General features: G+C 70.6%; 21 protein-coding genes. 5 read left to right on the plus strand and 16 right to left on the minus strand.

Translation table 11 applies throughout. From position 1 onward, the window contains the following. Nucleotides 1-219 precede the first annotated feature (219 nt). The 3 genes from ACIQF0_RS02670 to ACIQF0_RS02680 are packed head-to-tail and all read right to left on the minus strand — an operon-like array spanning nt 220 to nt 3,310. Nucleotides 220-1,176, minus strand: a complete 957-nt coding sequence (locus ACIQF0_RS02670; protein ID WP_401023720.1) for a lysyl oxidase family protein — start codon at nt 1,174-1,176, stop codon at nt 220-222. Further along, nucleotides 1,152-2,486, minus strand: coding sequence for an NAD(P)/FAD-dependent oxidoreductase (locus tag ACIQF0_RS02675; RefSeq protein ID WP_401023721.1), 1,335 nt, complete (start codon nt 2,484-2,486; stop codon nt 1,152-1,154). Before ACIQF0_RS02675 ends, ACIQF0_RS02670 begins: the two co-directional genes overlap by 25 nt. Then, nucleotides 2,486-3,310 (minus strand): glycosyltransferase, encoded by an 825-nt coding sequence (locus ACIQF0_RS02680; protein WP_401023723.1) that lies wholly within the window; start codon nt 3,308-3,310, stop codon nt 2,486-2,488. The genes ACIQF0_RS02675 and ACIQF0_RS02680 overlap by 1 nt, the downstream gene beginning before the upstream one ends. Before the next feature lie 362 nt (nt 3,311-3,672). Between ACIQF0_RS02680 and ACIQF0_RS02685 the strand changes: the two genes are divergently transcribed. Further along, nucleotides 3,673-4,992: a sugar transferase gene (locus ACIQF0_RS02685; RefSeq protein WP_401023725.1), complete on the plus strand. Its 1,320-nt coding sequence runs from the start codon at nt 3,673-3,675 to the stop codon at nt 4,990-4,992. Between the two features lie 89 nt (nt 4,993-5,081). Then, nucleotides 5,082-6,209: a putative glycoside hydrolase family 15 protein gene (locus tag ACIQF0_RS02690; protein ID WP_360030932.1), complete on the plus strand. Its 1,128-nt coding sequence runs from the start codon at nt 5,082-5,084 to the stop codon at nt 6,207-6,209. Here the strand turns inward: ACIQF0_RS02690 and ACIQF0_RS02695 are convergent. The 11 genes from ACIQF0_RS02695 to ACIQF0_RS02745 are packed head-to-tail and all read right to left on the minus strand — an operon-like array spanning nt 6,190 to nt 16,148. Continuing rightward, the gene (locus ACIQF0_RS02695; RefSeq protein WP_360030931.1) at nt 6,190-7,287 is read right to left on the minus strand and encodes a glycosyltransferase family 4 protein; all 1,098 of its coding nucleotides are present in this window, start codon (nt 7,285-7,287) and stop codon (nt 6,190-6,192) included. The two genes, ACIQF0_RS02690 and ACIQF0_RS02695, sit on opposite strands and share 20 nt — an antisense overlap. Then, nucleotides 7,284-8,351: a glycosyltransferase family 4 protein gene (locus ACIQF0_RS02700; protein ID WP_401023727.1), complete on the minus strand. Its 1,068-nt coding sequence runs from the start codon at nt 8,349-8,351 to the stop codon at nt 7,284-7,286. Before ACIQF0_RS02700 ends, ACIQF0_RS02695 begins: the two co-directional genes overlap by 4 nt. After that, nucleotides 8,348-9,748 carry an oligosaccharide flippase family protein gene (locus ACIQF0_RS02705; RefSeq protein ID WP_401023728.1) on the minus strand — a complete coding sequence of 467 codons (1,401 nt, stop codon included), beginning with the start codon at nt 9,746-9,748 and terminating at the stop codon, nt 8,348-8,350. The genes ACIQF0_RS02700 and ACIQF0_RS02705 overlap by 4 nt, the downstream gene beginning before the upstream one ends. Further along, on the minus strand, nt 9,745-10,992 hold the full coding sequence (locus tag ACIQF0_RS02710) for a glycosyltransferase family 87 protein (protein ID WP_401023730.1): 1,248 nt from the start codon (nt 10,990-10,992) through the stop codon (nt 9,745-9,747). The genes ACIQF0_RS02705 and ACIQF0_RS02710 overlap by 4 nt, the downstream gene beginning before the upstream one ends. After that, nucleotides 10,989-11,129: a hypothetical protein gene (locus ACIQF0_RS02715; protein WP_401023732.1), complete on the minus strand. Its 141-nt coding sequence runs from the start codon at nt 11,127-11,129 to the stop codon at nt 10,989-10,991. The genes ACIQF0_RS02710 and ACIQF0_RS02715 overlap by 4 nt, the downstream gene beginning before the upstream one ends. Next, nucleotides 11,126-11,368, minus strand: coding sequence for a hypothetical protein (locus ACIQF0_RS02720; RefSeq protein WP_401023734.1), 243 nt, complete (start codon nt 11,366-11,368; stop codon nt 11,126-11,128). Before ACIQF0_RS02720 ends, ACIQF0_RS02715 begins: the two co-directional genes overlap by 4 nt. Continuing rightward, nucleotides 11,365-12,219 (minus strand): hypothetical protein, encoded by an 855-nt coding sequence (locus ACIQF0_RS02725; protein ID WP_401023735.1) that lies wholly within the window; start codon nt 12,217-12,219, stop codon nt 11,365-11,367. Before ACIQF0_RS02725 ends, ACIQF0_RS02720 begins: the two co-directional genes overlap by 4 nt. Then, complete coding sequence (locus ACIQF0_RS02730) at nt 12,216-13,235, minus strand: glycosyltransferase (protein ID WP_401023736.1); 1,020 nt, start codon at nt 13,233-13,235, stop codon at nt 12,216-12,218. Before ACIQF0_RS02730 ends, ACIQF0_RS02725 begins: the two co-directional genes overlap by 4 nt. Next, complete coding sequence (locus tag ACIQF0_RS02735; protein ID WP_401023738.1) at nt 13,217-14,389, minus strand: O-antigen ligase family protein; 1,173 nt, start codon at nt 14,387-14,389, stop codon at nt 13,217-13,219. Before ACIQF0_RS02735 ends, ACIQF0_RS02730 begins: the two co-directional genes overlap by 19 nt. Next, on the minus strand, nt 14,380-15,324 hold the full coding sequence (locus ACIQF0_RS02740) for a polysaccharide deacetylase family protein (protein WP_401023739.1): 945 nt from the start codon (nt 15,322-15,324) through the stop codon (nt 14,380-14,382). Before ACIQF0_RS02740 ends, ACIQF0_RS02735 begins: the two co-directional genes overlap by 10 nt. Then, on the minus strand, nt 15,321-16,148 hold the full coding sequence (locus tag ACIQF0_RS02745) for a hypothetical protein (RefSeq protein ID WP_401023741.1): 828 nt from the start codon (nt 16,146-16,148) through the stop codon (nt 15,321-15,323). The genes ACIQF0_RS02740 and ACIQF0_RS02745 overlap by 4 nt, the downstream gene beginning before the upstream one ends. Before the next feature lie 124 nt (nt 16,149-16,272). On the opposite strand from ACIQF0_RS02745, the gene wecB reads away from it, so the two are divergent. After that, nucleotides 16,273-17,397, plus strand: a complete 1,125-nt coding sequence (wecB, locus tag ACIQF0_RS02750; RefSeq protein ID WP_401023743.1) for a non-hydrolyzing UDP-N-acetylglucosamine 2-epimerase — start codon at nt 16,273-16,275, stop codon at nt 17,395-17,397. Here wecB and ACIQF0_RS02755 read toward each other — a convergent pair. Continuing rightward, complete coding sequence (locus tag ACIQF0_RS02755) at nt 17,330-18,109, minus strand: hypothetical protein (RefSeq protein WP_401023745.1); 780 nt, start codon at nt 18,107-18,109, stop codon at nt 17,330-17,332. The two genes, wecB and ACIQF0_RS02755, sit on opposite strands and share 68 nt — an antisense overlap. A gap of 71 nt (nt 18,110-18,180) precedes the next feature. Next, on the minus strand, nt 18,181-18,741 hold the full coding sequence (locus ACIQF0_RS02760; protein ID WP_401023746.1) for a hypothetical protein: 561 nt from the start codon (nt 18,739-18,741) through the stop codon (nt 18,181-18,183). 448 nt (nt 18,742-19,189) lie between these two features. Here ACIQF0_RS02760 and ACIQF0_RS02765 point away from each other — a divergent pair, with 448 nt between their 5' ends. Both ACIQF0_RS02765 and ACIQF0_RS02770 read left to right on the plus strand, forming a co-directional pair. Beyond that, the gene (locus ACIQF0_RS02765) at nt 19,190-22,240 is read left to right on the plus strand and encodes a BTAD domain-containing putative transcriptional regulator (RefSeq protein WP_401023747.1); all 3,051 of its coding nucleotides are present in this window, start codon (nt 19,190-19,192) and stop codon (nt 22,238-22,240) included. A gap of 102 nt (nt 22,241-22,342) precedes the next feature. Further along, nucleotides 22,343-25,210, plus strand: a complete 2,868-nt coding sequence (locus tag ACIQF0_RS02770) for a BTAD domain-containing putative transcriptional regulator (RefSeq protein WP_401023749.1) — start codon at nt 22,343-22,345, stop codon at nt 25,208-25,210. Nucleotides 25,211-25,260: the final 50 nt, after the last annotated feature.

Here is a 25,260-nt window from a genome sequence, read left to right on the forward strand (position 1 = left end):
TATTGACTTGATCGCTCACTGCTGTCGTCATGCGCAATTGTGTCTGCGGGTATGAGTGTGCTATGCGTGATCGTCAATGGTGTCGCAGAGTGAAGGATTGTGCTAATCGCGGGCGTCGTGGTATCGCGTTCGTTTGCGGCCCGTTTGTCTCGGTACAAAAGAAAAACGGGGGTGTCCGCAGTGCGGAACACCCCCGTTCGGGGCTTGTCGTGAAACTGCTCAGCCGTGCGTCTTCGCGCACCGCGCTTTACCGGGACAACTCCGGATCATCCGCACGGAAGGTGCCTCGTCGATCCTGTCGGGCGGGTTCGCCGCACCGTCCGGCCACTGCACGGAGATCGCGATCGACGCCGTGTTGTTGTCGTAGTTCTTCTCCAGCAGCGCGCGGTCGGAGTTCACGACGTTGACCACGTCGTAGATTCCGGACTTCACGTGGGTGAGGTCCAGCCACTGGAAGTCGACGTCGTGCTTGTAGTCGTCACCGGAGCCGACCGAGATGCCGAACAGGACGTCCAAGGCGGACGGGTTGTGGTGCTCGCACATGTGACCGTCCAGGCGGTCCGCGAGCCTGCCCGCCGGGCTGTCCGGGTCCGCCGGCCGGTGCTCGAGGTCGTCGGAGACCATGTAGCGGTCGCCGATGCAGAACCCGTTCTTGCGGTCGGTCACGACCACGCCGCCGTCCGGGGTGCGCAGCTGGAAGTACTCGAAGTTGAGCAGGTGCCAGTGCGTGTGCGTGGGAGCGGGCTCGTAGTACGCGCTGGAGTTCGTCTCGCGCCGCGCCTCGTTGTACGAGCCGGCGATCGAACCGTCCACACCGGACTGGACGGCCTGGCGCACGTTCATCGTCGGCGTGGAGGTGCTGTCGCGGTGCGCGTGCAGCAACAACGGGCCGTCGCCGACGTTGTCGATCGAGGTGGTGAACCGCAGGCGGACGGCCTGGGCGGTGCCGCCGCGGTACATGCACTTGCCCCGTGCCGCCGAGGCGTCCTCCACCAGGCATACGTCCCAGTCGCGGCACAGCAACGGGGAGCCGTCGTGGCCACCGGGGCAGCCGATGGGCGCCTGGCGGAGATCGGGCAGCAGCGGCGCGGGATCGGCCTGGACGTGCTGCGAGGAGACGAGGTTGACCGCGGTGATCGTGAGTGCTGCGATCACCGCGCCGATTCTGCTGACCATGCGGCGTTCTCCTGGGTCGAGGAGCTCCTGGCGGCGCGCAGGAGCGTGTCCGTCACGGAGTTGGAGAGCTCGACGCTGGAGTTCCAGCTCGTGACGTTGGGGTAGACGTGGGCCGTGGTGGCGAGCAGCAGCCGCGTGCCGGGCACCTCGACGGCCGGCCGCTTCGTGAGATACCCCAGCGGGTACACCGGTTCGACGAACGGCGCCTTGAACACGCGCACCTCGTCGACGTCGTCCGCCGTGAGTCCTTTGTGGATGCTCAGCAGCTGCTCGGTCCAGCGGTGGGCGATGCTGTCCGAGTCCTCGCGGTACAGCGCGGACTCTCGATCGGTGTAGTGCATGACGTACACGAGATGCCGGTCGCCGTAGCGTTCCGAACCCGTCAGCGGGGTCATCTCGATCACGCCGTCGAAGTCCGTGCCGCAGCGCAGCACCGGCGCCCAGTAGTGCCCGGACAACGGCTTGCGCAGGAAGAACAAGGTGTTGACGACGCCCTGGTAGGGCAGCCGGACCTCGGGCAGCCGCGGCGCCAGGTCGGCGTCGGCGATGGCCCGCAACGCCGGCAGCGGGACCGTGGAGACCGCGTGGTCCGCCTCGATCGTCTCGCCGTCGGCCAGCGTCACGACCACCCGGTCGGCCGAGGCTTCCAGCCTGCCGACGGGAGCCGAGACGCGAACCTCGCCGCCGTGCGCCTCGATGGAGGCCCTCAGCGCGTCGATCACGCTCTTGTAGCCACCGGCCGGGTAGCCGCGGACCGCCTCGTTGCTCTCGCGGCCCAGGCGCTGCCACACGTACAGCGCGGGCACGTCCCCGAAGGCGGAGCCGAACTTGGCGCCGAACATCGGGGCCAGCAGCATCGTCCAGATCTTGTCGCCGTACAGGCCGCGCAACCAGTCCTCGGTGCGCATGTTGTCGAGGTCCTTGCCCTTGCCGAGCCTGCGCAGCAGCAACGAGACCACGCCGAAGCGGATCCGGTTCACCAGGCTGAGCGGCCGGAACCGCAGCAGGTCCAGCGCCGAGTTGAACGAGCGGTGCTCGCCCTCGACGATCATGCCCATCGTGGTCGGGTTCCAGCCGACGCTCTCGCGCAGGCCGACCTCGTCCAGCAGCGCCAGCAACGCCGCGTCGGTCGGCATCACGCAGTGGTAGAAGCGTTCCACCGACCGGCCCCGCGACGTGAAGAACGTGCCGAGGCCACCGAGCTGGTCACTGGCCTCGAGAAGCGTCACGGCCATGCCCTCGCGGGCGAGGCGGTGCGCGGTGGCGAGGCCGCAGATGCCCCCGCCGATCACGACGACGCGCGCGGCCATCAGAGCTTCCGGAACGGAACGGGCGCGAGGCGGTCACGCGTGAGCAGGAGCAGGTACTGCTTGAGCGTGCGGCCGAGCCGGAGCTTGCTGGCGCCGGGCTTGCGGTCGTAGCGCAGGTGCAGCGGGATCTCGCTGACGATCGGGCCGCAGTGCCGCAGCTTGAGCAGGAGCTCGACCATGCAGGCGAATCCGCGTTCCTCGACGAGGCGCTCGCCCCAGTGCGCGGTGGCGCGGCGCAGCAGGCTCACCCGGTAGGCGCGGAAGCCGCTGGTGAAGTCGCGGACGTCGTCGAAGTGCAGGATCTTGCCGAACACGACGCGGGCGCCGCGCGAGAGCAGCCTGCGCCACTGCGGTGCCGTCGAGTCGTCGCCGCCCGAGACGAAGCGGGAGCAGATGACGACGTCCGCGCCGGCCTTGATCTCGGCCAGCATCGCGGGGAACACGCCGGGGTCGTGGGTGTCGTCGGCGTCCATGACGATCAGGACGTGATCCGGCGAGGCCTCGGCGAGCACCGCCCGCAGTCCCGACTGGACGGCCTGGCCGAGCCCGAGGTTGACCGGGTGGGTCACCAGGCGGACGTCGAGCCCGCGGACGTCGGCCACGCAGTCGCCGGTGCCGTCGGACGAACCGTCGTCGACCACCCACACGGTGATCCGGTCGGCCAGATCGGTGCCGGCGATGCGCGCCAGCAGCGACGGGAGCGCCACCGCCTCGTTGTAGGCGGGCAGGACGACGTGCACATCGCCGCACGTGCGGATCGGCTTCTGCACGATCGCGACCGGTTCGCCGGCGGAATGCCGGATGCCGTGTTCGTCGACTCTCACGCTCAATGCCCCCTCTTCGGTGGCTCGTGGTTGGTGGCGTGAATTATTGACACGGCGTGCTAAAGCTTTGAGGCGGCCCTGGGTGAGTTCAGGGCAGGAACAACGTCGAAACCTCACCAACTGCGTTCACGCGGGACACAGAAGAGGGATATTGATACCCGAAGAGATGATTTCTCAGCGTTCATTCACTCTTTCGTGCACTCCTGCGGCCAAAACTCCTTCGATCGGATGATCTTCCAATGAGGCGATTCTCGGCGGTTGCCGTTCCAGCAGCTCCCCTCCCCGCGCGCGAGGCTGAGCACAGACGCCCTTCGCAGCGCCCCCTCAAACCGTCGTCGGTCCGCCGGGACCTGCTCAGCCGGGTGAACGCGGTCGCCGTCCTGCTCGTCCTCGCCGACGCCGTGACGCTCGCCGCGGTGTGCGTGCACCGCGGTCTCGGCTGGGGCTGGAGCAGCGCGGTCGTGGCCTCCGTGGTCACGATCAGGGGAGCCTGGCGGCTCTACCGGCGGCGGCTGTGGCTGTCGTGGCTGCAGGACCTGCCCCGGTCCGCGGCGAGCACGGCGCTGGCGTTCGCGCTGCTGTCCGGCATCGGCCTGGTCAGCGGCTCCGACGCGGCCGACCTCGCCGAGGCCCAGTGGGCGATGATCGTGTTCGCGCTGGTCATCGAGCCGGTGCGGTGGTGCGTCTTCGCCTTTGGGCGGTGGTGCCGCCGCAAGTTCGACCGGTGTGACCGCACGATCATCGTCGGCGCGGGCGAGGTCGGCGTGAACCTCGCGCGGACCATGCTGGAGCACCCCCAGTTCGGTCTGCGGCCCGTCGCGTTCGCCGACTCCGGCCCCGATCCGGACCGGCAGCCGCCGCTGCTGGAGGTCGTCGAGGGCGATCTCGCCGACGCGATCGTCCGGCTCAAGGCGGGCACCGTCGTGCTCGCGTTCTCCCACACCCGCGACTCGCCGCTGGTCGAGGCCGCGATCACCGCCCACCGGCTCGGTTGCTCGACGCTCGTGGTGCCCCGCATGTACGAACTGCACCCGGACGGCCCCGGCATCGAACGGCTGCGCAGCTACCCGCTGATGCGCCTGGGCACCGCGCCGACCAGCAGGCCGACCTGGTGGATCAAGCGTGCCGCCGACCTGCTGCTGGCCGCGTTCGCGCTGGTCGTGCTGTCCCCGGTGATCGGGTTGTGCGCGCTCGCGGTGCTGGTCGAGAGCGGCCGGCCGCTGTTCTTCCGGCAGGTCCGCGTCGGCATGGACGACCGCACGTTCACCCTCTACAAGATCCGCAGCGTCCGGCAGTCCGGCGAGGACGACTCGCAGGTCAAGTGGTCCGTCGTCGGCGACTCGCGGGTCGGGCCGGTCGGCCGCTTCCTGCGCAGGACGTCGCTCGACGAGCTGCCCCAGTTGTGGAACGTCCTGCGCGGCGACATGTGCGTTGTCGGGCCACGCCCGGAGCGTCCTGGTTTCGTTCGCGAGTTTTCCGCTATTCACGAGCTATATTGGGCGCGCCATCGCGTCCCGACCGGCTTGACTGGACTAGCCCAGGTGCACGGTCTGCGAGGTGACACTTCAATCGCCGACAGGTCTCGATACGACAACTACTACATCGCGAATTGGTCGTTGTGGCTCGACCTGAGGATTCTACTGATGACAGCGGGTGAGTTGTGTTGTCGGAGAAATCGCTGATACGTCGATTCGCCGCTGTTGCCCTCGTACTTCTTTCGAGTGCATGTGCGGTCAGTGCCGCCGAGTCGGACCCGATCATCACCGGGCCGGTGCCGAAGCCGCTGGCGCCTTGCGCGTGGTGGTACGGCATCGGCGACTCGCCCTCGTCGTGGGAGATCCGGGCCGCCGCGAAGCACTACGACGTCGTCGTGCTCAACGCGTGGGAGACCTCAGCGATGCGCAAGCTGCACGAGCTGAACCCCAGGGTCAAAGTGCTGGTGTACAAGGACTTCTCCAGCACCCGCAACTACTACGGCGCGGTCGAGGGCGACCGCGACGCCCGGTACCTGCCCACCGGCGTCGGCTACGTCGCCGCCGAGCAGAAGCAGCCGGGGTGGTTCGCGATCAGCACGCTCGGCCAGCGCATCGAGTGGGACGGCTACCCGAAGCACTGGCAGATGACGGTGTGGGACCCGGCCTACCAGAAGGCGTGGGCGGACGCCGTGGTCGGCGAGGTGCTGCGCGAGGGCTGGGACGGCGTGCTGGCGGACAACGACTTCAGCTCGCTGCGGTACTACTCGCAGTCGATCATCGCCGGCACCGCCGACGCCGCGGGGTCGGACCGGCTGCTGCGCGACGGCCTCGACGGCATGCTCCAGCTCACCGGTGACGCCCTGGAGAAGTCCGGGAAGATGCTCATCCCCAACGTGTCGGAGTCGCAGCTGACACCCGGCCGGTGGTCGGCGCACTCCCGGTACGCGGGCGCGATGGAGGAGAACTTCGGCCTGCAGGGCGACGACGGCACCGGCGAGCTGATCACGTTCCAGGGCAACCAGTTCAAGGAGCAGCGCGCCCAGGCCGCGCTCGGCGAGTCCTGGCTGCTGCTGATCACGCACACGAAGTCGGACAAGGAGGAACGCGTCGGGTACGCCACCGCCGCGCTCCTCGCGAGCCCTCACACGTGCTGGACCAGGGCCGAGCCGGACTACAAGAACCCGTACTGGTCGCTGTACCAGGACGCGCGGCTCGGCGAGGCGGTCGAGACGGCCAACCGCCTGCCGAGCGGGGTGTGGAACCGCCGCTACTCGGGCGGCTGGGTGGCCGTGAACCCGACGAAGACCTCCGTGCTCCTCACTCCTCCGCCGGGTCTCGTGACGCTCAAGGGCGAGGTGGTGCCCGACCGGCTCGACCTGCCGTCGGCCGACGCCGTCGTGCTGGTCAACGGTCCGAAGCGGTGAGCTTGCGGTAGAGGTCGAGGTGCCGCCGCGCGCAGACCTCGGCGGTGAACCGCTCCCGCGCCCTCGTGGCGAGCCGCTGTCCGGTGCTCGCGGGGTCGGGGTCGGCGAACAGTTCTTGTAGTCGTGCCGCGAGTGCGGGCACGTCGCCGGGCTTCGGGCAGTCGTCGCCGGGGACGCCCAGCATGTCCGCGACGCCGCCGGTGTCGGTGGCGACGACGGGTTTGCCCGCGGCCATCGCCTCCGCGACGACGAGCGGCTGCTGCTCCATCGTGGACGGCAGCACCAGGGCGTCGTGCTCCAGCAGCAGTTCGGGGACGTCACTGCGGAATCCCAGGAACTCGACCCGGTCCGCGAGGCCCCGGCGCGTCACCCTGCCCTCTGCCTGGAGCCTGAGCGGGCCGTCGCCGACGACCGTCAGCGTCGCGTCTTCCGGCATGGTGGTCTCCAGGGCGTCCAACAGGTTCAGCAGACCCTTGCGTTCGACGAGCAGGCCCACGAACACCAGTTTGCGCACGGGCTTCGTGGGCGGGTTCGCGGTGCCGACCTCGACGCAGTTGTCGATGTGGGTCATGCGGTGCGGGGGCACGTAGAGCCGTTCGCGCAGGAACCGGCCCATCTCCCTGGCGGGGACGACGGTCCGGTGCACCACGCGGGCGACGGCGGCGTCGGCGGCCAGCACCGCCCTGGTGTAGGGCGGGGGAGGGGTCGCGCCCCGGACGTTGCGGAACCACGGCTCGGCCACGTCGTCGGGCACGCCGTGGTAGGTGTGCACGATCTTGGTGCCGGTGGTGGCGAGCGCGGCGCTGACCAGTCCGGACCGGCGATCCTGTGCGTGCACGACGTCCGGGCGCCAGGCCTTGAGGGCGGCGCGCGCCTGCCGTGCGGCGGCCATGTCCCCCTTGCGCATCACCAGGGTCTCTTCGAAGAACGGGTCGATCAGCTCCGCGCCGCGCCGGGGCCGCGGGCCGAACACGCGCACCTCGGCGTCACCCGACTTGGCCAGGGCGGCGGCCAGGCGCACCGTCACGTCCACCGGGCCACCGCTGTCCTGGGTGAGCAGGTAGGCGATCCGTGTCATCGTCGTCCTTCCTCGGAGACCAGGGTCTCGGTGAGCGTCACGATCTGGTCCGCCATGCGGTCGCGGTCGAACAGGGTCTCGGCCCTCTGCCTGCCGCGTTTTCCTTCCGCGGCCGCGAGTTCCGGGTCGGCCAGCCGGAGCGCAATCGCTTGCGCCAGGGCTTTCACGTCGCCGGCCTGGACGACCTCGCCCGCGTCGCCGAGGCTTTGCTCGACGCCTTCGACGTCGAACGCGACCACCGGGCGTCCGCAGGCCATGGCTTCCAGCGGCACCAGCGCCATGCCTTCGGCGCGGGACGGCAGGACCACGACGTCGGCTTCGGCGTAGAAGTCCTCGACCTTGTCGCTGTGGCCGTGCCAGCGGGTGTTCGGGGTCGGGGTGGCTTGGAGTTGTGCTGCCATCGGGCCGTCGCCGACTATCAGGAGTTCGGCGTCCGGGACTTTCGCGAGCACGTCGGGCCAGGCTTCGAGCAGCAGGTCCTGGCCCTTCTGGTGGGCCAGTCGTCCTACGCACACCGCAGTGGGGGTGTCGTGGGTTTTCTGTTGGGGGGCCAGGCGTTGGGTGTCGACGCCGTTGCAGACGACCTGGGCCCGTGCGGTCACTCCTGCCACGCGGCCGGCTTTCAGCTCGTCGTCGCTGACGCACAGGAGCACGGTCGTCCAGCGTGAAGCCTTTGCCTCCCAGAACCGGCAGGCTCGGCTGAGCAGTCCGGTGGCGACGCGGAACGACCACAGGTGGGGCTGGAAGATCGTCGGGGTGCGGCCGCGCAGGACGAGCCTCGCCAGGCCGGCCTTGGAGCTGTGCAGGTGGACGACGTCCGGTTTCCGGTCTCGCAGGATCTTGCGGATCTTGCGGAGTTCCGCGGCGGTGCTCGGCCCTGGTGTGCGGGTCGCTTGCCAGGGGTGGAGCGGGATTCCGGCTCTGGTCGCTTCTCGGGCGAGCCAGCCTCGGTCCGGGCAGGCGATGCTGACGTCCCAGCCTCGTTGCCGCTGGGCCTGGGCGAGGTTCAGGACCACGACGGCGACTCCGGCCTCGACCGGCTGCGTCACGTGGACGATCTTCACGCGCGCTCCTTCAGTCCGATGAGGACGGTGCGGTTCAGGGGGAGGGTGATCACGCAGTAGGTGGCGAGCAGGACCAGGCCGGTGGCGACGAGTCCCGCGATGTTCTTGCTCTCCGGCAGGAGGGTGCTGATGGCCAGGCACAGTGCTGCTGCGCCGATGACGCTCGCTGTCGCGCGGAGCGGGAGGGGGAACGCGAGGCCGTTGCGGGCCAGGACGAGCCAGGTCACCGGTACCAGCACCCAGACCACGGCGAGTTGGGTGAGGGCGACTGCCTGGGGGCCGAGTTCGGTGGTGAACGCGAGCGCAGTCAGCAGGGCGACGAGGTGGCTGGCTTCGAGGGCGAGGTACTGGCGGGCGTGTCCGGCGGCCCTGATCACCTGGTACCAGACGTGCAGCAGGCTCAGGCCGAGTCCGTAGCCGCACAGCAGGACCAGGATGTGTGCCGCGTCCGCCCACTGCTCGCCGAGGACCACGATGCCGTGCGCGGACAGTGCCGTGACGACGTACAGACCGCCGGTGATGACGAGGGTCGCGATGGTGAATCTTCTCAGCGTCGCCGGAAGCCGGCTGCTCTGTCCATTTCGGACCAGCTCGGCGCAGATCGGGAACAGCACGCCGCCCAGCACGACCGCGATCATGATGTACGGCACCCAGGCGATGCGGAAGGCGAGGCTGTACCCGCCGACAGCCTCTGGCCCGAGGACGTGCCCGATCGCGAGGTAGTCGACGTTGATCAGCAACACCGCGATCAACGCGCCGGGCCCGACGACCGCGAGCCACTTCGTCGCCTCCGTCGCGGCCTCGCGGTCCCAGCCAGGCCGGATCCGCGCTCCGGCGACGGCGGCGAGCACCGGTTGGGCGACCGCGGTGCAGAGCAGACCGAGGACCAGCGCCGTGGGCCCGGTTCCGTTGGCTGCCAGGCTGACCGTGACAACGGCGCCGATGAGCATGCCGCCCGCGTCGGGGAGCATGCGGCGCCGGAAGTCGAGGTTGCGGTGCATCAACGCCATCTGCACCCCGCCCGCCGCGGTGAACGGCAGGGTGAGCGCCGCGAGCCGCAACATCCCTTCGGCCTGCGGTGCGTTGAGCGCGGAGGCGATCGGCCCGGCGGCGATGACGATGATCGCGGTGAGCGCGACCCCGGCCGCGATGCTCATCGTGAGCACGGTCCCCGCCGTCCTTCGCGGGTCAAGGGCGGTGCGGCTGACGATGTCGTAGACGCCCATCGCCTGGATGACCTGGCCGATGTTGACGACCGACACGACCAGCGCCACCGCGCCCAGGTCGGCTTCCGTGAGGAACAGGGCGAGTGCGAGGGTCACGACGATCTGGCTGCTCTTGCTCACCAGGTTGACCGCGAAGAGCCACAACGACCCCCGCACCGCCACGTCGGTCATGCGCTGCGCCGCACGTGTCGTATCGCGAACGCGGTGAGGACCACCCAGGCCGCCACGACCGCGACCCCGTCCAGCGTCACGCTTGCCCGTGCTCCCAGCGTGTTCTTGATGACCGTGTCGACGAAGTAGAGATGCGCGAACGGAACCACGAGCAGGAGGGTCGCGACTCCGGCCCACCGCCAGTGACCGTCTTTCCTCCGCCGCCAGCACACGACGGCCAACGCCACCATCGCGGGCACCGCGATCAACACGTCGCCCGGCTGGTGCACGAGCGCGACCACAATGCCGAGACAGGTGAGCAGGTCGGCCGCCTCGGACCCGTTCTCCGTGCGGTCGAGCTTGCGCGCCAGCAGCGCCGTTGCGGCGAGCACTCCGCACAACGCCAGCAGTTCCGCCGCGGGCGGCAACCACCCGGTGGTGCGGAAGAACACCGCCGGCAGGTCAACCCGTTGCGCCGTCATGGAGTCGACGGCGCCGTAGCCGGTGCTGCTGGCCCACTCCAGGTTCCGCTTGATGACGTCGAGGAACTCGCCGACCCCGCCTCGGGCGATGAGCAACCCGGCCACCGGCACACTGGCCAGCGCGGCGACCGCCGTACCCAGGAGCGCGACCTTCCGGTCACCCCGCACGAACAGCAACAACGCCAGCGGAAGCCCGAACTGCGGCTTCAACCAGGCCAGCGCCAGCGCCGCGGAGGCCCAGCCCGGACTCTTGGTGCGCAGCAGCAACGCCCCGGCCGCGCCGACCGCGATCAGCGGGTTGACCTGCCCGACGTACATCTGCGCCTTGCCGACCTGACTGGTCACCAGGAGCGTGCTGATCACGACGGTGCCGGCGACGATCGGCAGCCGTGCCCTGCCGGCGGCCATGACCGCGAGGCCGACGAGAAGCACCAGGCACGCCAACGCGAACGCCACCGCGCCCACCCGGTACTCCGGCAGCGCGAACGGCAGGTGCAGGATCAGGTGATAGGGCTGGTAGAGGTTGAAGTTCTGCCGCACCGGCCAGTGCTCGAACATCACCGCGGGGTCGTACGGGTTGCCGCCGTCGAGGAACTCGCGGATGGGGAAGTACAGCGCGTCCCGGAAGTCCTGCATGCGTTCTTCGGGCAGGTTCGCCTCGGTGGGCAGCGGCACTTCCCACGACGGCCTGAGGGCACGGACCGCGCTGAGCACGCCTGCGAGGGCGACGAGGGCGACGCCGATGGTCTTGGCCAGCGCGGCCCGGTTGGTGGTGGTGATCATCGCGCCGCCTCCAGCAGGACCGAGGTCGCGGCCAGCGCGGCGAGCACGGCCAGTGAGGTGAGGCGGGCGGCCGTGGTGAGCGCGGCCGGGAGGTCGTTGCGGCGCACGAGAGCGCTTCGGCAGGGTGAGTTCGTCATTCCGGCACCACCGCCAGCACGACCGAAGTTACCGCCACCGCGGCGACCGCGGCGAGTGCCGCCAGCGCTGTCAGACCCGCCACCGTGAGCACGGTCGCGAACCGGATCGATTCGGACTGACCGGCCCCCAGGGGGGATTCGGCCCCCACTCCTGTCGTCTCAGGCGGGTCTGACAACTCCGGAACGGCCGAGGCAGCCAGACCGGAGTCCAGCGCCGTGTCCTTGGACGTCGCGATCACGCCAGCACCACCGCCACCAGCACCGACGAGGCGGGCAGCACCGCGAGAGCCGTGGCCAGGTCGTGGCGCCGCGCTCGATCCTCCGACGCGACCGCGATCACCGCCGTCCCGTCCCCAGGCTCGGAAGCCTTGTCCGGCAACGACCGCGCGAGCGCCTCGGCACGCTCCACCAACGACGGACTCACCGCCAGCACCCGCACGGGCCGAGCCGCCGCCACGCACAACGCCGTCAGACGCTCGACCAGAACAGGATCATCGCCGGTAGCGACGACGACCGGGTGCGTGACGCCCGCACCAGCGAGCGCGACCCGCACGGTGTTGCCGCGCAGCCGGCGCAACGCCACGACGGCCACCCCGGCGATCACCGCCGCCACCAGGGCGAGGCCCGTGGCGAGGCGCCAGTCCGGCGTCACCCGGGTGGTCTCGGGGCGTGGGTCGATGAGCCGGAACTTGGCGGCGGGCGCCAGCAGGTCGGCTTCGATCACGGCCTGTGCCACGGCGGTGACAGCGGCCGAGGCGTGGGCGGCCGAGTCGGCGCGCACCGAGATCCGGGCGACGCCCGAGGCGGGGACCAGTTCGACGGCGATGGCGTCGGACAGGCGGTCCGGGGTCGTGCCCGCTGCGGCAGCGGCCACGTCCAGCACGGACGGGCTGCGGACCAGCTGTACGACGGCCGGGGTGGCGAGGGAGGTGACCTCGCCGAACTGGGCGCTGTCGGTGGCGGACGGGGTGGCGAGCAGGGTGAGTCTGCCCTCGGTCACGCCGTCGCGCAGGGCGACGGCCAGCAGGACGGCGGCGCCGACCACAACGGCGGCCAGCAGGCCCTCTAGTGCAGCTCTCGGAGCCTTCATCGTCCCTCCAGGACGGTACGAAGCAGTTCGTCGTAGGACTTCATCAACGTGTGCGCGTCGGCAGAGCCGTCGTGAGAGGCGGCCACCGAACGCGCGGCGGGGGAGTGGAGCAGGCCGCGCAACGCTTTCGCGGTCCGCGCCGGGTTTCGGCGCGGCACCAGGACTCCGCCGCCGCCGGACAGGACCTCGCGCACTCCGTCCACATCGGACGCGACGATCGGACGGCCCGCCGCCAGCGACTCGAGGAGTGCGATCGGCATGCCCTCCCAGTCGCTGGTGAGCACGGTGACGTCCGCCGCCTCGAGCAGGTCGCGGACGTCGGTGCGCGTGCCCAGGAAGCGGACGCGAGCAGGGGCAGAGGACTCCAGCGACGAACGCAGGCTGCCGTCGCCCGCCAGCCACAGTTCGGCGTCGCCGGGGATCTGGGCCCACGCGTCGAGCAGCACGTCGTGCCGCTTCTGCGGTTCCAGGCGGGCCGGGCACAAAGCGACGGGCACGTCGAGCGGGGTGCCGAGCCGGGCCCGCACGGTCGCGCGGTCCGCCGAAGGCACCGACGGGAAGGCCGCGTTCGGGATCACGACCACGGAGAGGCCGGACAACCGATGGGCCGAGGTGACGGTCACGACGACGGTCGACACCCGCCGCAACACCCGCACGGCACCAGGCACGTCGGCTGAGGCCACCCCGTGGAACACCGTCACGACAGGCCGTCGCGGCGAAGCAAGGCGAGCGACGAGCGACGCGGAGACGTTGTGCGCCAGCACGACGTCCGGCCGGAACCGGCGCACGGCCACCCGCACCGCCCACGCCGCGCGCAGCACACCCAGCGCAGAACGGCGCGCCACCGGCACGTCGAAGACAGGGATCTCGGCGGCGCGCAACGCGTCGACGCGGAACCCGCCACCACTGGCCACCGCGGACTCCCAGCCGACGTCACCGCCCGCGAGCGCCATGCCGGCCACGAGCGCCTCCGCGCCGCCCGCACCCATCTCGCTGATCACGTGGAGGACGCGCATCGACTCTCCTCAAGAGAACGCCGCTCGATCGCGACCGCGAGGGCGACGAGCGACCACAGGGGCAGGTAGTACTGCTCGGACAGGAAGATCGAGGCGACCAGCACGGCGATCAGCGCCGCCTGCACGGCCACGGCCTCACGCCGGTCCGCCACCCGCCGCAACGCCCGTTCAGCGGACACGAAACCGACCGCGATCAGCCCGATCAGCAACGCGAACCCCGGAACCCCGAGCTCGGCGGCCACTTCGAGGAACAGGTTGTGCGCCACCGGGGTCTGCTCGTCGATCTCCGCGTTGTGCCCGGCCGCCGCGTACTCCTGGCGGAACCCCCCGGGGCCGACGCCGAGCACCGGGTTGTCCGCGAGCATCCGCGACGCCGCCTGCCAGCGCAGCATCCTGGTGTCCGCGTTGGTGCCCGCGATGTGGCTCTTCTCCTGGAACGCCCGCGACAGCTCGGCCTGGGCCGTCGACGCGAACACCAGCGCCGCCACACCGGTGACCGCCGCGGTGACGACCACCGCGCGGACCGGCAGCCCGCGCCGCGCGATCAGCCACACCAGCGCACAGGCCAGCGCGATGCCGCCGCCACGGGAGAACGTCGCCGCGGCACCGGCCAGCAACACCGCGCCCAGCAACAACAACACGAACCGATACCGGCCTTTGGCGGGCAGCGCGACCAGCAACGGCAGCGCCGCCACGAGGAAGAACGCCAGGTCGTTGGGGTCTTCCAACGGCCCGGTGGCGCGCAACGAGCCGCCGACGACGCTGACCAGCCCGCCCGTCGCCGCCACCACCGCACCGGCGACCGTCGCCGCGAGCAGCGCGCGGACCGGCACCTCCCGCGCGGCCACGTCGGCGAGCACCACCGTCATCACCAGGAACGGCACCCACCGCACCAGGTACTCCAGCGTGAACGGCTCGGCCTCGTGCACCGCGGACGTGGCCAGCAGCACCACCGCCAGCAACGCGATCAGCAGGTGCAGCGGATGAGGCGCGGGCAGCCGCCGTTGCCGGTAGAGCGAGAACAGCCACACACCGATCAGCAGCGCGGGCACGACCTTGGCCGACTGCCCGTGCACCTGCAGCAGATAGCCCTCCAGCGGGGCCAGCGCCACCGTGCCGCAGGCGAGGACGCGCAGCAGGGCGGTCAGCCACATGCGACCGGATCCCGTTCGCGCAGCCGGGACCCCGCGACCCGCTCGACGTGCTCGCCGGTGCCGACCACGTCGAAGTGCTTGCGCAGCAACGACAACACCCAGCCCAGCAGCTCGACCTTCGTCGCTCCCGGCAGGGCCATGCCGGGGAAGAACTCCATCCCGGGCGCCTCGGCACCCGAGAGCACGTCCGTCGGATGCAGCAGCAACGACGGGGAGACGTTGCGCGCCAGGCACAACCGCAACGCCGTGCGGAAGTACCCGCGGGCCAGCCGGGGCGAGATCTGGTGCAGCTGCAACAGGTACGCGCCGTGGATCGGCACCCGCAGCAACGGCATCGTCGTCACCGGCAGCTCGATCATCCCGTTGCCCCGCCAGCGGTACGCGGTGTTGGGCGCGCGAACCTTGCCGAAGCCACCGAACAGGTCCTCGCCGCCGTCGGTCGACCCCGCCGTCCGGTTGTGGTAAGCGCGGGCCAGCGGCCCGATCCACGTCGGCAGAACGCTGGCGTCGTACCGATAACCACGCCGCGCGAGCACGTCGAGCAACGCGGGCGTGACGCTGTACCCGGGACCGCGGAACCCGATCGGCTTCGGCGCACCGGCGGTCATGATCGCCTCCTCGGCGCGCAGGACCTCCTTCTCGACCTCCTCGTCGGAGAACCGGTGCAGCCACGGCTGGTGCCAGAACGAGTGGTTCGCGATCTCGTGCCCGGCCGCGGTGATCGACGCGACGGCCTCGGCGCCGTCGTCGCGTTCCGCGTCCGCGCCGACCACGAAGACCGTGGTGGTCAACCGGTGTTCGCCGAAGACGTCCAGCAGACGCGGCACCGCGGACGGCAGGAAACTCGGCCTGCTCTCCCACCGCGAGTCGCCGTGCGTGCGCAGATACGCCCACAGGTTGTCGAGATCCAGCGAGACACTGGCGACGGGCTTCATCGCTCGCCTCTGGCGGAGACCAGTTCGGCAGCGGGCTTCGAGGCACGGCCGAGCACCAGCACGCCGGACACCACCAGCAGCACGCCCAGCACGACCCACCACTCACGCCCGGCCGCGATCTGGTCGCCCATCAGCGCGAGCCCGGCCACCGAACCGATCACCACGGTGGTCGCGTCCATCGACGCCACCGCGGACGTGGCCGAAACACGTTGCAACGCCGTGGCGAGACAGGCCTGCCCGACGAACGCGGCGATCACCATCAGCCAGGTCAGCGGGTGCAGCACCAGGTCGAGCACCGGCTTGCCGGCGACGTTGCGCGCGGCCACCGCGACCACGGCGAACGCGATGCCGGCGAGCACCGGCGTCGCGCTCCTGAACGCCCTGGCCAGCGGAAGCACCGCCAGCGTCAGCAGTCCCAGCACGACCAACGCCGGCACCAGCGGAAGCTCACGGGCCGTGGACGGCGCCGCCGCACCCGTCAGCAGCAGAAGACCGCACCCCATCACCACCAGCACCGCGATCTCGACGCGCCGGATCCGCCAGCCGAGCAGCAGCACGCCGATCACGGTGGCCAGGCCGACCGCGCACGACGACCCCGCCTGCACCAGGTAGAGGGGCAGCTCCCCGCGAGCCAGGAACGCGAACAGGAAACCGCCGACCTGACCGGTGAAACCCAGCAGGTACAAGCGATCCGAGGCGAGGCGGGCGAGCAGCCCGAGGCCGGCGCCGGGACGAACGCCTGCCCTCTTCGCGGCGACGGTCTGCGCGACTATCCCCAGGCCGTAGAGCACGGTGGACACCGCAAGTGCCAGATGACCGGACATGAGCGCGGACACTACGACACGCTTGTGCGGCAACACTTTCGAGCGATATCCCAGGCAACTCTTTCGGGTGAACGTGTGCGAGATTCGCCCGGATTCGTCAAGATCGATGAAGTACCTTGCCGCGGTGCGGGAAACGAACATCGTGACGATCGTCTGCGGCACCAGGCCGGAACTGATCAAACTCGCGCCGCTCGTCGAACACTTCGGCAGCGCGTGCACCATGATCTACACCGGCCAGCACTACGACCGCTCGATGTACTCGCTCATCCGCCGCGATGTGCCGGAACCGGGCGGCTTCCACGAACTGCGGCTGGGCGGCCTGCGCCGGGGCGACCAGCTCGGCCGCGCCGTCTCGGCCGTGGACGAGGTGCTGGCCGCGCAACGCCCTGCCGCCGTGATCGTGCAGGGCGACACCACCTCCGCGCTCGCCGGCGCGCTGGCGGCCAACGCCTGCGACGTGCCGCTGGTGCACGTGGAGGCGGGCCTGCGCAGCTACGACCGCGCGATGCCGGAAGAGCACAACCGCGTGCTCATCGACCACCTCTCCGACCTCTGCTGCGCGCCGACGTCGTTGAACCGCACCAACCTCCTGGCCGAGGGTGTCGCCGACGGCCGCATCGCCGTCACCGGCAACACCGTCGTGGAGGCGCTGGCGCACGCGTTGCCGTCCGCGGACGAGGAGGACGTGGTCCTGGGCGACCTCGGCCTCAAGCCCGACCGCTACGTGCTCGCCACGATCCACCGCCCGGAGAACGTGGACGACGCGGGCAACCTGGAGACCATTCTGCGCGAGCTCGGCCAGCTGCCACTGCCGGTCGTGCTGCCGCTGCACCCGCGTACCGCGCAACGCATCGCCGCCTTCGGTCTCGACCGCCTGCTGCACGGCCTGCAGGTGATCGAACCCCAGCCGTACCGGACCTTCCTGGCCCTGGCGCACGGATCCGCGGTGATCGTCTCGGACTCGGGCGGCATCCAGGAGGAGGTGAGCGTGCTGAAGCGGCCCGTCGTGGTCGTGCGGCGCAGCACCGAACGGCCGGAGATCGAGGGCACGTTCGGCACGCTCGTTCCTCCCGGCCCGCTGGTGGGCGAGTCGGTGCTGGCGTGGCTGGACGACGTGGAGGGGCATCGGGCCGCGCTGCGCGAGATCCCGTCCCCGTACGGCACCGGCTCGCCGTCGGAGCTCATCGCCGCGGCGGTGCGGGCTCTGGGAACTCCGAACGGCCACTGCTCGCCGCTGCCACGAGACTGATCATCACCAGTCCGAAGCTCACGAGGCCGAGCGCGAGGACGATGCCGCCGTGCAGCACAACGGCGAGTGCCAGGCCGATGCGGCGCAGTCTCGAATTTCCGACGACGCAGACCACGATCGCCGATTCGAGCAGGATCGTGCCCCACGTGACCGACGTTGTCAGAACGTTCCATTCCAGAAACCCCGCGAGTTCGGAAGAGACTCCGAAATACGCGTCCTGCATCACATGGTGCATCGCGCTGCCGTCACGCCATTCGGGCTCCACGGCTTTGATCCAGACCGCCTGTCCGTAGACGATCACGACCTGCAGTCGGATTGTCAGATGCGTGACGTAGGCGCTGCCTCGTGACCACTCCGGCATGGGGGCGGCGGGGCGTCTCCAATGCCAGATCCGATCGTCGGCGAGGCACAGCGGGATCAGCAGCAGAGTGAGGAACCGCGCCACGTTCTCGCCCCCGTTGGGCACGTGGATCGCGGCCGCCAGGCTGAAGGTGGCGTACCAGTGCGGAATGCACGTCCAGCGCGGCCGGTAACCCGATGCGGCGAGCACGAGTGCGGCGATCGTCACGAGCCGGGACATTGTCAGAGCGGCCGCCGACGAGTCGAAGCACCAGAGCGAAAGGGCCCGCAGGCCATCGCAGCGAGGACCTGTTGGTCCATTCGGCACAACGGGGAATAGGTCGGTGTCCGAGGTGAACACGAGTACGGTCAACTCGGCGATCGCGACCAGCGAACGGGCGATGCCGAACGCCGGCGTCCTGGGTTCGAACGCCAGCGCGCGGGCTACCGGGGTGCGCACGTGAGGTCCACGGCGGCGACGCGGACGACGTGCCGCGTCGAGGTGTCCCTGCTGGGGCGCTCGATCGCGAACACCGTCGGACCGCAGGGCGTCCCGGCAGAGAAATAGCTGGTCAAGGTCACTCTCGGGGCCTGGGAGAGAACGGCGGCGCAGCCGGAGACGGTCGCCGCCGCGCAGTCCTGCCAGTACTCGCCGGGAAGCTCGTCCGCGGTGGCCAGCAGCCGGGTCAGGTCGGCGTACGACCCCCGGTCGAGGCCCGCCAGGTAGTCCCGGTCACCCGCGGTCCGGGTGATCGGGACGAACGTGCCGGCGGATTCGTCGTGGTGGTACGCGACCGTGAACTCACGCCCCGCCGCATTGGTGAACAGCTTCATTCCCTGCGGCCAGAACAACCGGAAGATCTCCCGCTGGGCGGCTGTTCGTTGCCCGACGACATCGGCGGGCAGCTGGGCGGCCGTGGTCGCGAGGAGAAGTACTCCGAGTGCGGCGCCGGTGAAGGCCATGCCTTTCGCGGCACGGGCCTGGGAATCCATTTCAGCGGACATCGGACCGGATATCCCGGTCGGTCAGCACTCGCCTGTCGTACAAGGCCCGATGATGAGTGCGGTCCTGTTTCCTGAATCAGTGGGTTGAACGTCCGACGCGGAACTCGCGATGGTCACGGCGACAAGTGCCACGGCAGCCAATAGCGCGCCAAAAAAACCGGCCCGTCTCATCTTTCTTGATCCCCTCCTGGATGCGACGAGGAACCTCCCTCCCTCGTCACTGCGGAGGGAATATGGCAGCGTTTGTCCACTTCGTCAACTGGTAACGGGGCGTGTGCGACTGGCTGCTCTGCGTGATTCCACGCGACACTGAATCGGTACAGGGAATCGGGCGTATCTTTCCGCCTCATGCCGACTCTTAAAGGTGATATCTCATATCACTGCTGCGGTGCCACTGGTGTCTCCGCCGGCTCCACCGTCGTACTCCGAGATGGAAGCGTGCGTCCGAATGGATTATCGCATTTTGGGCCCGCTGGAACTGCGGTCCGCCGGGCGCCCCGTCGCGCTCGGCGGAGAACGTCAGCAGAAGCTGCTGGCGCTCCTGCTGCTCGGCACGGGCACCGTCGTGTCCTTCGACCGGCTGATCGACGAACTGTGGGAGGACCCGCCGCAGACCGCACGCCGTCAGGTCTGCAACGCGGCGGCCGCGGTGCGCCGCGTCGTCACCAGGGGCGGCGGCCGGCTGACCACCAGCACCCACGGCTACCGCCTCGACCTGCCGGACGGGCGCCTCGACGCGGATCTGTTCCAGGCCCAGGTCCGCGCCGCCGAGGTGGCCGCACGGGAGGGCACGCCGGCACAGGCGGTGGCGCTGCTGCAAAGCGCGCTCGACCTGTGGCGAGGTCCCGTGCTGGCCGGGCTCGGCTCGGCGTCGATCGACGCGGCGGCGGAAGGACTGCGCGAACAACGGCTCCAGGCCGTCGAACGACTTGCGGAACTGCGTTTGGAACTGGGTGAGGTCGCCTCGCTGCTGGGCGAGCTCACGGGCCAGGTGGCCGAGCACCCGCTGCGGGAGTCGTTGCGCGCCACGCTGATGCGCGCGCTGGACCGCGCAGGACGCCGGGGCGACGCGCTGACGGTGTTCGAGCAGGGACGGCGGGTGCTGGCCGCGGAACTGGGCGCGGATCCCGGTCCCGAACTCCGGAGCCTGCACGCCGAACTCCTCCGCGCCGAACCGAGGCGGGAACCGGAACGACCGGTGGCGCGGGCCAGTCGCTCGTCGCTGCCGTTCGACATCCCCGACTTCACCGGCCGCGAGTCCGAAGTGGACTGCCTGGTCGAGGCGATCGGCACGCGGACGCCCGCGATCGTCACCATCGAGGGCATGGGCGGCATCGGCAAGACCGCGCTGGCCGTGCACGTGGCGCACCGGCTGGAAGGCCGCTTCCCGGACGGGCGTTGCTACGTCGACCTGCGCGGGTTCACGGCGGACACGCCACCGATGGCCGCGGGTGCCGCGCTCGAGTCGCTGCTGCGCCAGATCGGCGTGTCACCCGAGGTGATCCCGGTGGATCCGGCGGCGCGCCGCGACCTCTGGCTGGCCGAGACGGCGCACCGGCGGGTGCTGGTGGTGCTGGACAACGCGGCCGACGCCGGTCAGGTCAGGCCACTGCTGCCCGGTGCGCCCGGCGCGGTGGTGCTGATCGTGAGCCGGTGCCACCTCATGTCGATCGAGGGCGCCGTCCCGGTGTCGCTGAACGTGCTCCCCGCCGCCGACGCGGTGGCGCTGTTCCGCCGGATCGCCGGCGCCGAGCGGGCGGACGCGGAACCGGAGGCGGTCGCGGACGTGATCTCGTTGTGCGGCAGGCTTCCCCTGGCGATCAGGATCGCCGCCTCCCGGTTCTGCCGAAGACCGTGGAGCGTCGCCCACCTCGCCGAGCAGCTGCGTGACCGGCAACGCCGCGCCCGCGCGTTCACCGCGAACGACCTGAGCGTGGCCGGCGTGCTCGCGCTGTCGTACCACCACCTCACCGCGGACAGGCAGGAGCTGTTCCGGTTGCTGGCCCTGGTGCCCGGCGCCGACTTCGACGCGTACGCGGCGGCGGCGCTCGCGGGGGTGCCGGTCCACGACGCGCAGGACGTGCTGGAGGAACTGGTCGAGTGCAACCTGCTGATGCAGCGCCGGTCCGACCGCTACTGCCTGCACGACCTCGTGCGCGACTGCGCCCGCGACCTGGCCGACGCGGCGGACACACCGTCCGAACTGGACACCGCACGCCGCCGGTTGTTCGACTACTACCTGCACCTGGCGGACGTGCGCGGCCGGCGCAGCCTGCCGGGCCGGCGCGGCTTCGAGACCGGCCTCACGTGGGAACCGGAACTGCCCGCCTCGGCGTCCGAAGAGGACGACGTCCGGCAGCTTCGGGCCGAGTACAAGAACATGGTGGCGGTGGCCGACTACGCGAGCGCGCACGGCTGGCACGTGCACGCGTGGCAGCTGCCGTGCCTGCTCACCCCCTACCTGACCCGCGTCGGACTGCGTTCCGGCGTGCTCGAACTGTCCCGCAACGCCTTGAAGTCCGCGCAGGCGCTGGGCGATCGGTGCGGCGAGTCCATGGCCCTGACGAACATCGCGTTCGCGCTGCGGGAAGCGGGCCGGCACGGCGAGGTGCTGGAGTTCCTCGACCGGGCCATCGCGATCAGCCGCGAGCTCGGCGACCTGCCCGCGGCCGTGGGCGGTCTCAGAGACCTCGGTGCGTCCCAGGTGCAGGCGGGCATGCTCGACGACGCGGCGGCCAGCTTCGCCGAGGCGGTCGCCCTCGCGCGGTCGATCGACGACCAGCGGGCCGAGGTGAACTCGACCATCGATCTCGGGTTCGTGGACTGCAACCTCGGCCGGTACCGCGAGGCCGATGCCCGGTTCCGCGACGCGCTCGCGCTGCACCAGTTGGGCGGCTACGTCGGTGGTGAGGTGGTCGTGCTGATCAACATCGGCTGGCTGGCCCAGCTCCGGGGACGCGACGCCGAGGCGGTTGTCGCACTGGAACGAGCCGTGCGGCTGAGCAGGGAGATCGGCATGAGCCGCGGTGAGGGGATTTCCCTGGCGTGGCTGGGAGTCACGTATCGGAGGCAGGGCCGGATCGCGGACGCCCTGGCCGTGGGCAGGGAGGCGCTGGAGTCGGCGCGGCGCATGGACCTGAGGGAACCGGAGGGCGACGCGCTGAACGGACTCGCGGAGACCTGCCTCGCGGCCGGGCGGTTGCGCGAGGCGGAGGCGTTGCTGTGGGACGCCGAGGAACTGGCGATGGCCGGCGCGTTGCCGATGGTGCGAGCGCGCGCCCACGAGGGCCTCGCCCACGTCGCGGCCCGGCGGGGGGATCCCGACTGGGCACGCACGCACTGGGAGCGGGCGGTCGCGCTGTACCCGGCCGGTGCCGTGGACGCGGAGAACCCTCGCGCACACCTGGGTGATGCGGGCGCGGAGTGCATGCGCTGTGTCTGCGGCCAGGAGGCACCGAGGGCGCTGACGGTCGTGCGCGAGATCGCGTCAGTGGGCTGACCAGGCACGACATCCGTGCATCGGTCGTCGATGCGGCACGGATGCAAGGCATTGATGCACTCCTTCCCGACAGGTTGTACGGCGAGGAAGTGGTGCTCGAAGATGCTGCGGTCCGCGTTACCAGCGACGCTCGACGCCGCGTCCGCCCACAAGGTGGTCGTGGTGAAGGCGGGACCTGGTTGGGGGAAAACGACCTCGGTCGCCGAGTGGGCGGCGACGCGAGGTGCCTGCTGGCTGAACGCGGCCGACGCGGGCACCTCGCTCGAACGCCTGTCGCGCGGCCTGTTGCGCGCCCTGCGGCAGCGATTACCGCGCCTTCCCGCGGAACTCGTCACGACCACCGCCCAGGGTGCCGGCACGGTCGCGAGCCTGATCCGCGGACTGCTGGACGCGCACCTCGACGAGCCCGTCGTGCTGGTGGTCGACGACGCCGGGGTGCTGCCGGAGGGCGGTGACTCGGCCCGGTTGATCGAGTCGTTGTGCCTGCACGGACCGGAACTCCTCAGCGTGGTGCTGCTGACCCGCGGAGAGCTGGGGTTCGATCCCGGACCGGCCGTGGTGCTGACCGGCGAGGGCCACCGCGAGGACGAACTCGCGGCGTCCGTGCTGGCCGCCGAGCCCGAGGAGAACCGGGAACTGTTGCGCGCCATCGCGACGCTCGGCCGGGTGAGCACGGCGCTGTGCGTGGCGCTCGGGTTCACCGACGTCCGGGAGACACTCCGGGGACTCGCCCGGCGCGGTCTGCTGAACGGCCCGGACTGGACCGTCCTCGAACCGATCGCGGAGCTGGTGCGCCGCGACACCGAAGACCCGGAGATCCGAGTCAAGGCCGCCGTGTTCTGCGAACGCACCGGTGCGCACGCCGAAGCCCTCAGACACCTGGTAGCGGCACGGAAGTGGGACCTGGTCGCACAACTGCTGCTGCGCAGGGACGAGCGGATCGTCGCGGGCGGTGACACCGACGCGGTGCTCGCGGCCCTGGAACAGCTGGAGATCAACGACTCCCGCCTGTACCTGGTGTGGGGTTTCGCCTTGCAGCACAAGGGCGACTGGCTCGGGTCGCTGCACTGCTACGAGCAGGCGGGCGAACGCACCGTGAGGTCGTCGTGGCGGATGGGGCAGCTGCACGCCCTCACCGGCCAGACCGACAAGGCCGTCGAAGTGTTCGAGCGCACGGTGTTCGACGACGTCGCGTCGCTGGACGAGGTGCGGCTGTTGTCGCTGGCCGTGCGCTGGTTCCGCGAGACCGGCCGGCACGAGAAGGCGCGGGAACTGGCCGGCAGGTGCGCCGAGGCGGCCCGCCGGTGCGGTGGCCACGCCGCGTTCGCCTGGAGCAGCAGGGCTTGCGGGCTGCTCGCCGGGTTCGACGGCGACCGGGCGGCGTTCGAGATGCACTACCGGCAGGCCGTGGACCGGGCACGACGGGCGGGCTGCCGGATGCTGGAGCTGACGATCCGGTCCGAGCGGGCGTGGTTCCTGGCGGGCGAGGCCGGTCCGGCGCAGGCGCTGGCCGAGATCGACGAAGTGCTGGTCTTCGGCAGGCAGGCGGGTCTCACCGGCCACGAACCGGACTGCCTGGGCATCCGGGCGCTCGCCGCGGTCAGGCTGGGGAGGTTCGACGAGGCTCTGCGCGACGCCGGCCAGTGCCCGCGCCACCTGGTGATCAGGGCCGAGGTGCATCGCCGGCGGGGCGAGCCCGGCCAGGCTCAGGCGTTGTTGGACGAGGCGATGGCGTTGCCGGGTACCGATCCGCTCGTCTGCGCGACGCTCGCCAGGGTCGTGGCGGGCGAGGACCCGGACAGGGCTCGACAGCTCGCGGAGCAAGCCGTTGCCACCAGCCAGGTCCTGCGGTTGCGGGAGGTGCCCGCGTTGCTCGCCCGCGGCTGGGTCGCTGTCCTGGCAGGCGATCGGGAGACGGCGCGGGCGGACGCGGCCACCGCGCGGGCACTGGCGGGCCGTCGCGGTGACAAGGCGGGACTCGCGGACGCGTTGCAACTGGCGGCGGCGACCTCGGCCGATCGGAAGGCGTTGCTGGCCGAGGCCGTGATGGTGTGGCGGGCGGCGGACGACCCGGTGGGCGCGGCGACCGCGGAACTCGCGGTGGCCCGGCTGACCGGGGTGGACGTGGCCCGGTTCGAGAACGCGGTGCAGGCACGGGGAGTGCGCACCGACGTCGCGATGGCCGACGTCCTCGGCGCCGGCGCGCCGAGGAGCGCGCGGATCGTCGTGCGGACGCTCGGCGGGTTCCAGGTGCTGCGCGACGGCGTCCCGGTGCCGTCCGCGCTGTGGCAGTCGAAGAAGGCGAGGGATCTGCTGAAGATCCTGGCGGGCAACAGCGGGCGGCCGATGCCACGGCCGCAACTGGTGGAGCTGTTGTGGCCGGACGACCTGTCGGACCGCACGGCGAACCGGCTCTCCGTGCTGCTGTCGACGTTGCGGACCGTGCTGTGCGTGCCGGGTCTGCCCGCCGACGCCGAACCGCTGGTCGCCGACCGGGACACGGTGTCGCTCGACCTGTCCCTGGTGGACCTCGACGTGGCGGCGTTCCTCGGCGCCGCGAGCACCGCGCTGGCGGCGCACCGGCGGGGCGATCAGGCCGCGTCGCCGTTGCTGATCGCCGCGGACGAGCTGTACCTCGGCGAGTTCCTGGCAGAGGAACCGTACGAGCAGTGGGCGATCCAGGTGCGCGAGGAGGTGCGGGGCAGGTACACCGCCGTGCTCCGCGCGTTGGTGCAGCTCGTGCGCGATCCCGACCAGCAGGTCGGGTACCTGGTCCGGATGCTCGAACTCGACCGCTACGACGAGGGCGCGCACGTCCGGCTGGTGAAGGCGCTCAGGGCGGCCGGACGGCACGGCGAGGCGCGCCGGCGGTATCAGGTCTACCTGGAGCAGATGCGCGAGATCGGCGTCCTGCCCACCGAGCCGGATCTGTTCGGTGACAGGCCTTCTGGAGTTCTTCGGGCGGGCTGAGCTGCGCTTTCGTTGGTTTGTAAGGCCACCATCACGTTTCCCGAAGGCTG

This window comes from Lentzea sp. NPDC092896 (assembly GCF_044754905.1).
In the GTDB taxonomy this organism is placed as follows: Bacteria; Actinomycetota; Actinomycetes; order Mycobacteriales; family Pseudonocardiaceae; genus Lentzea.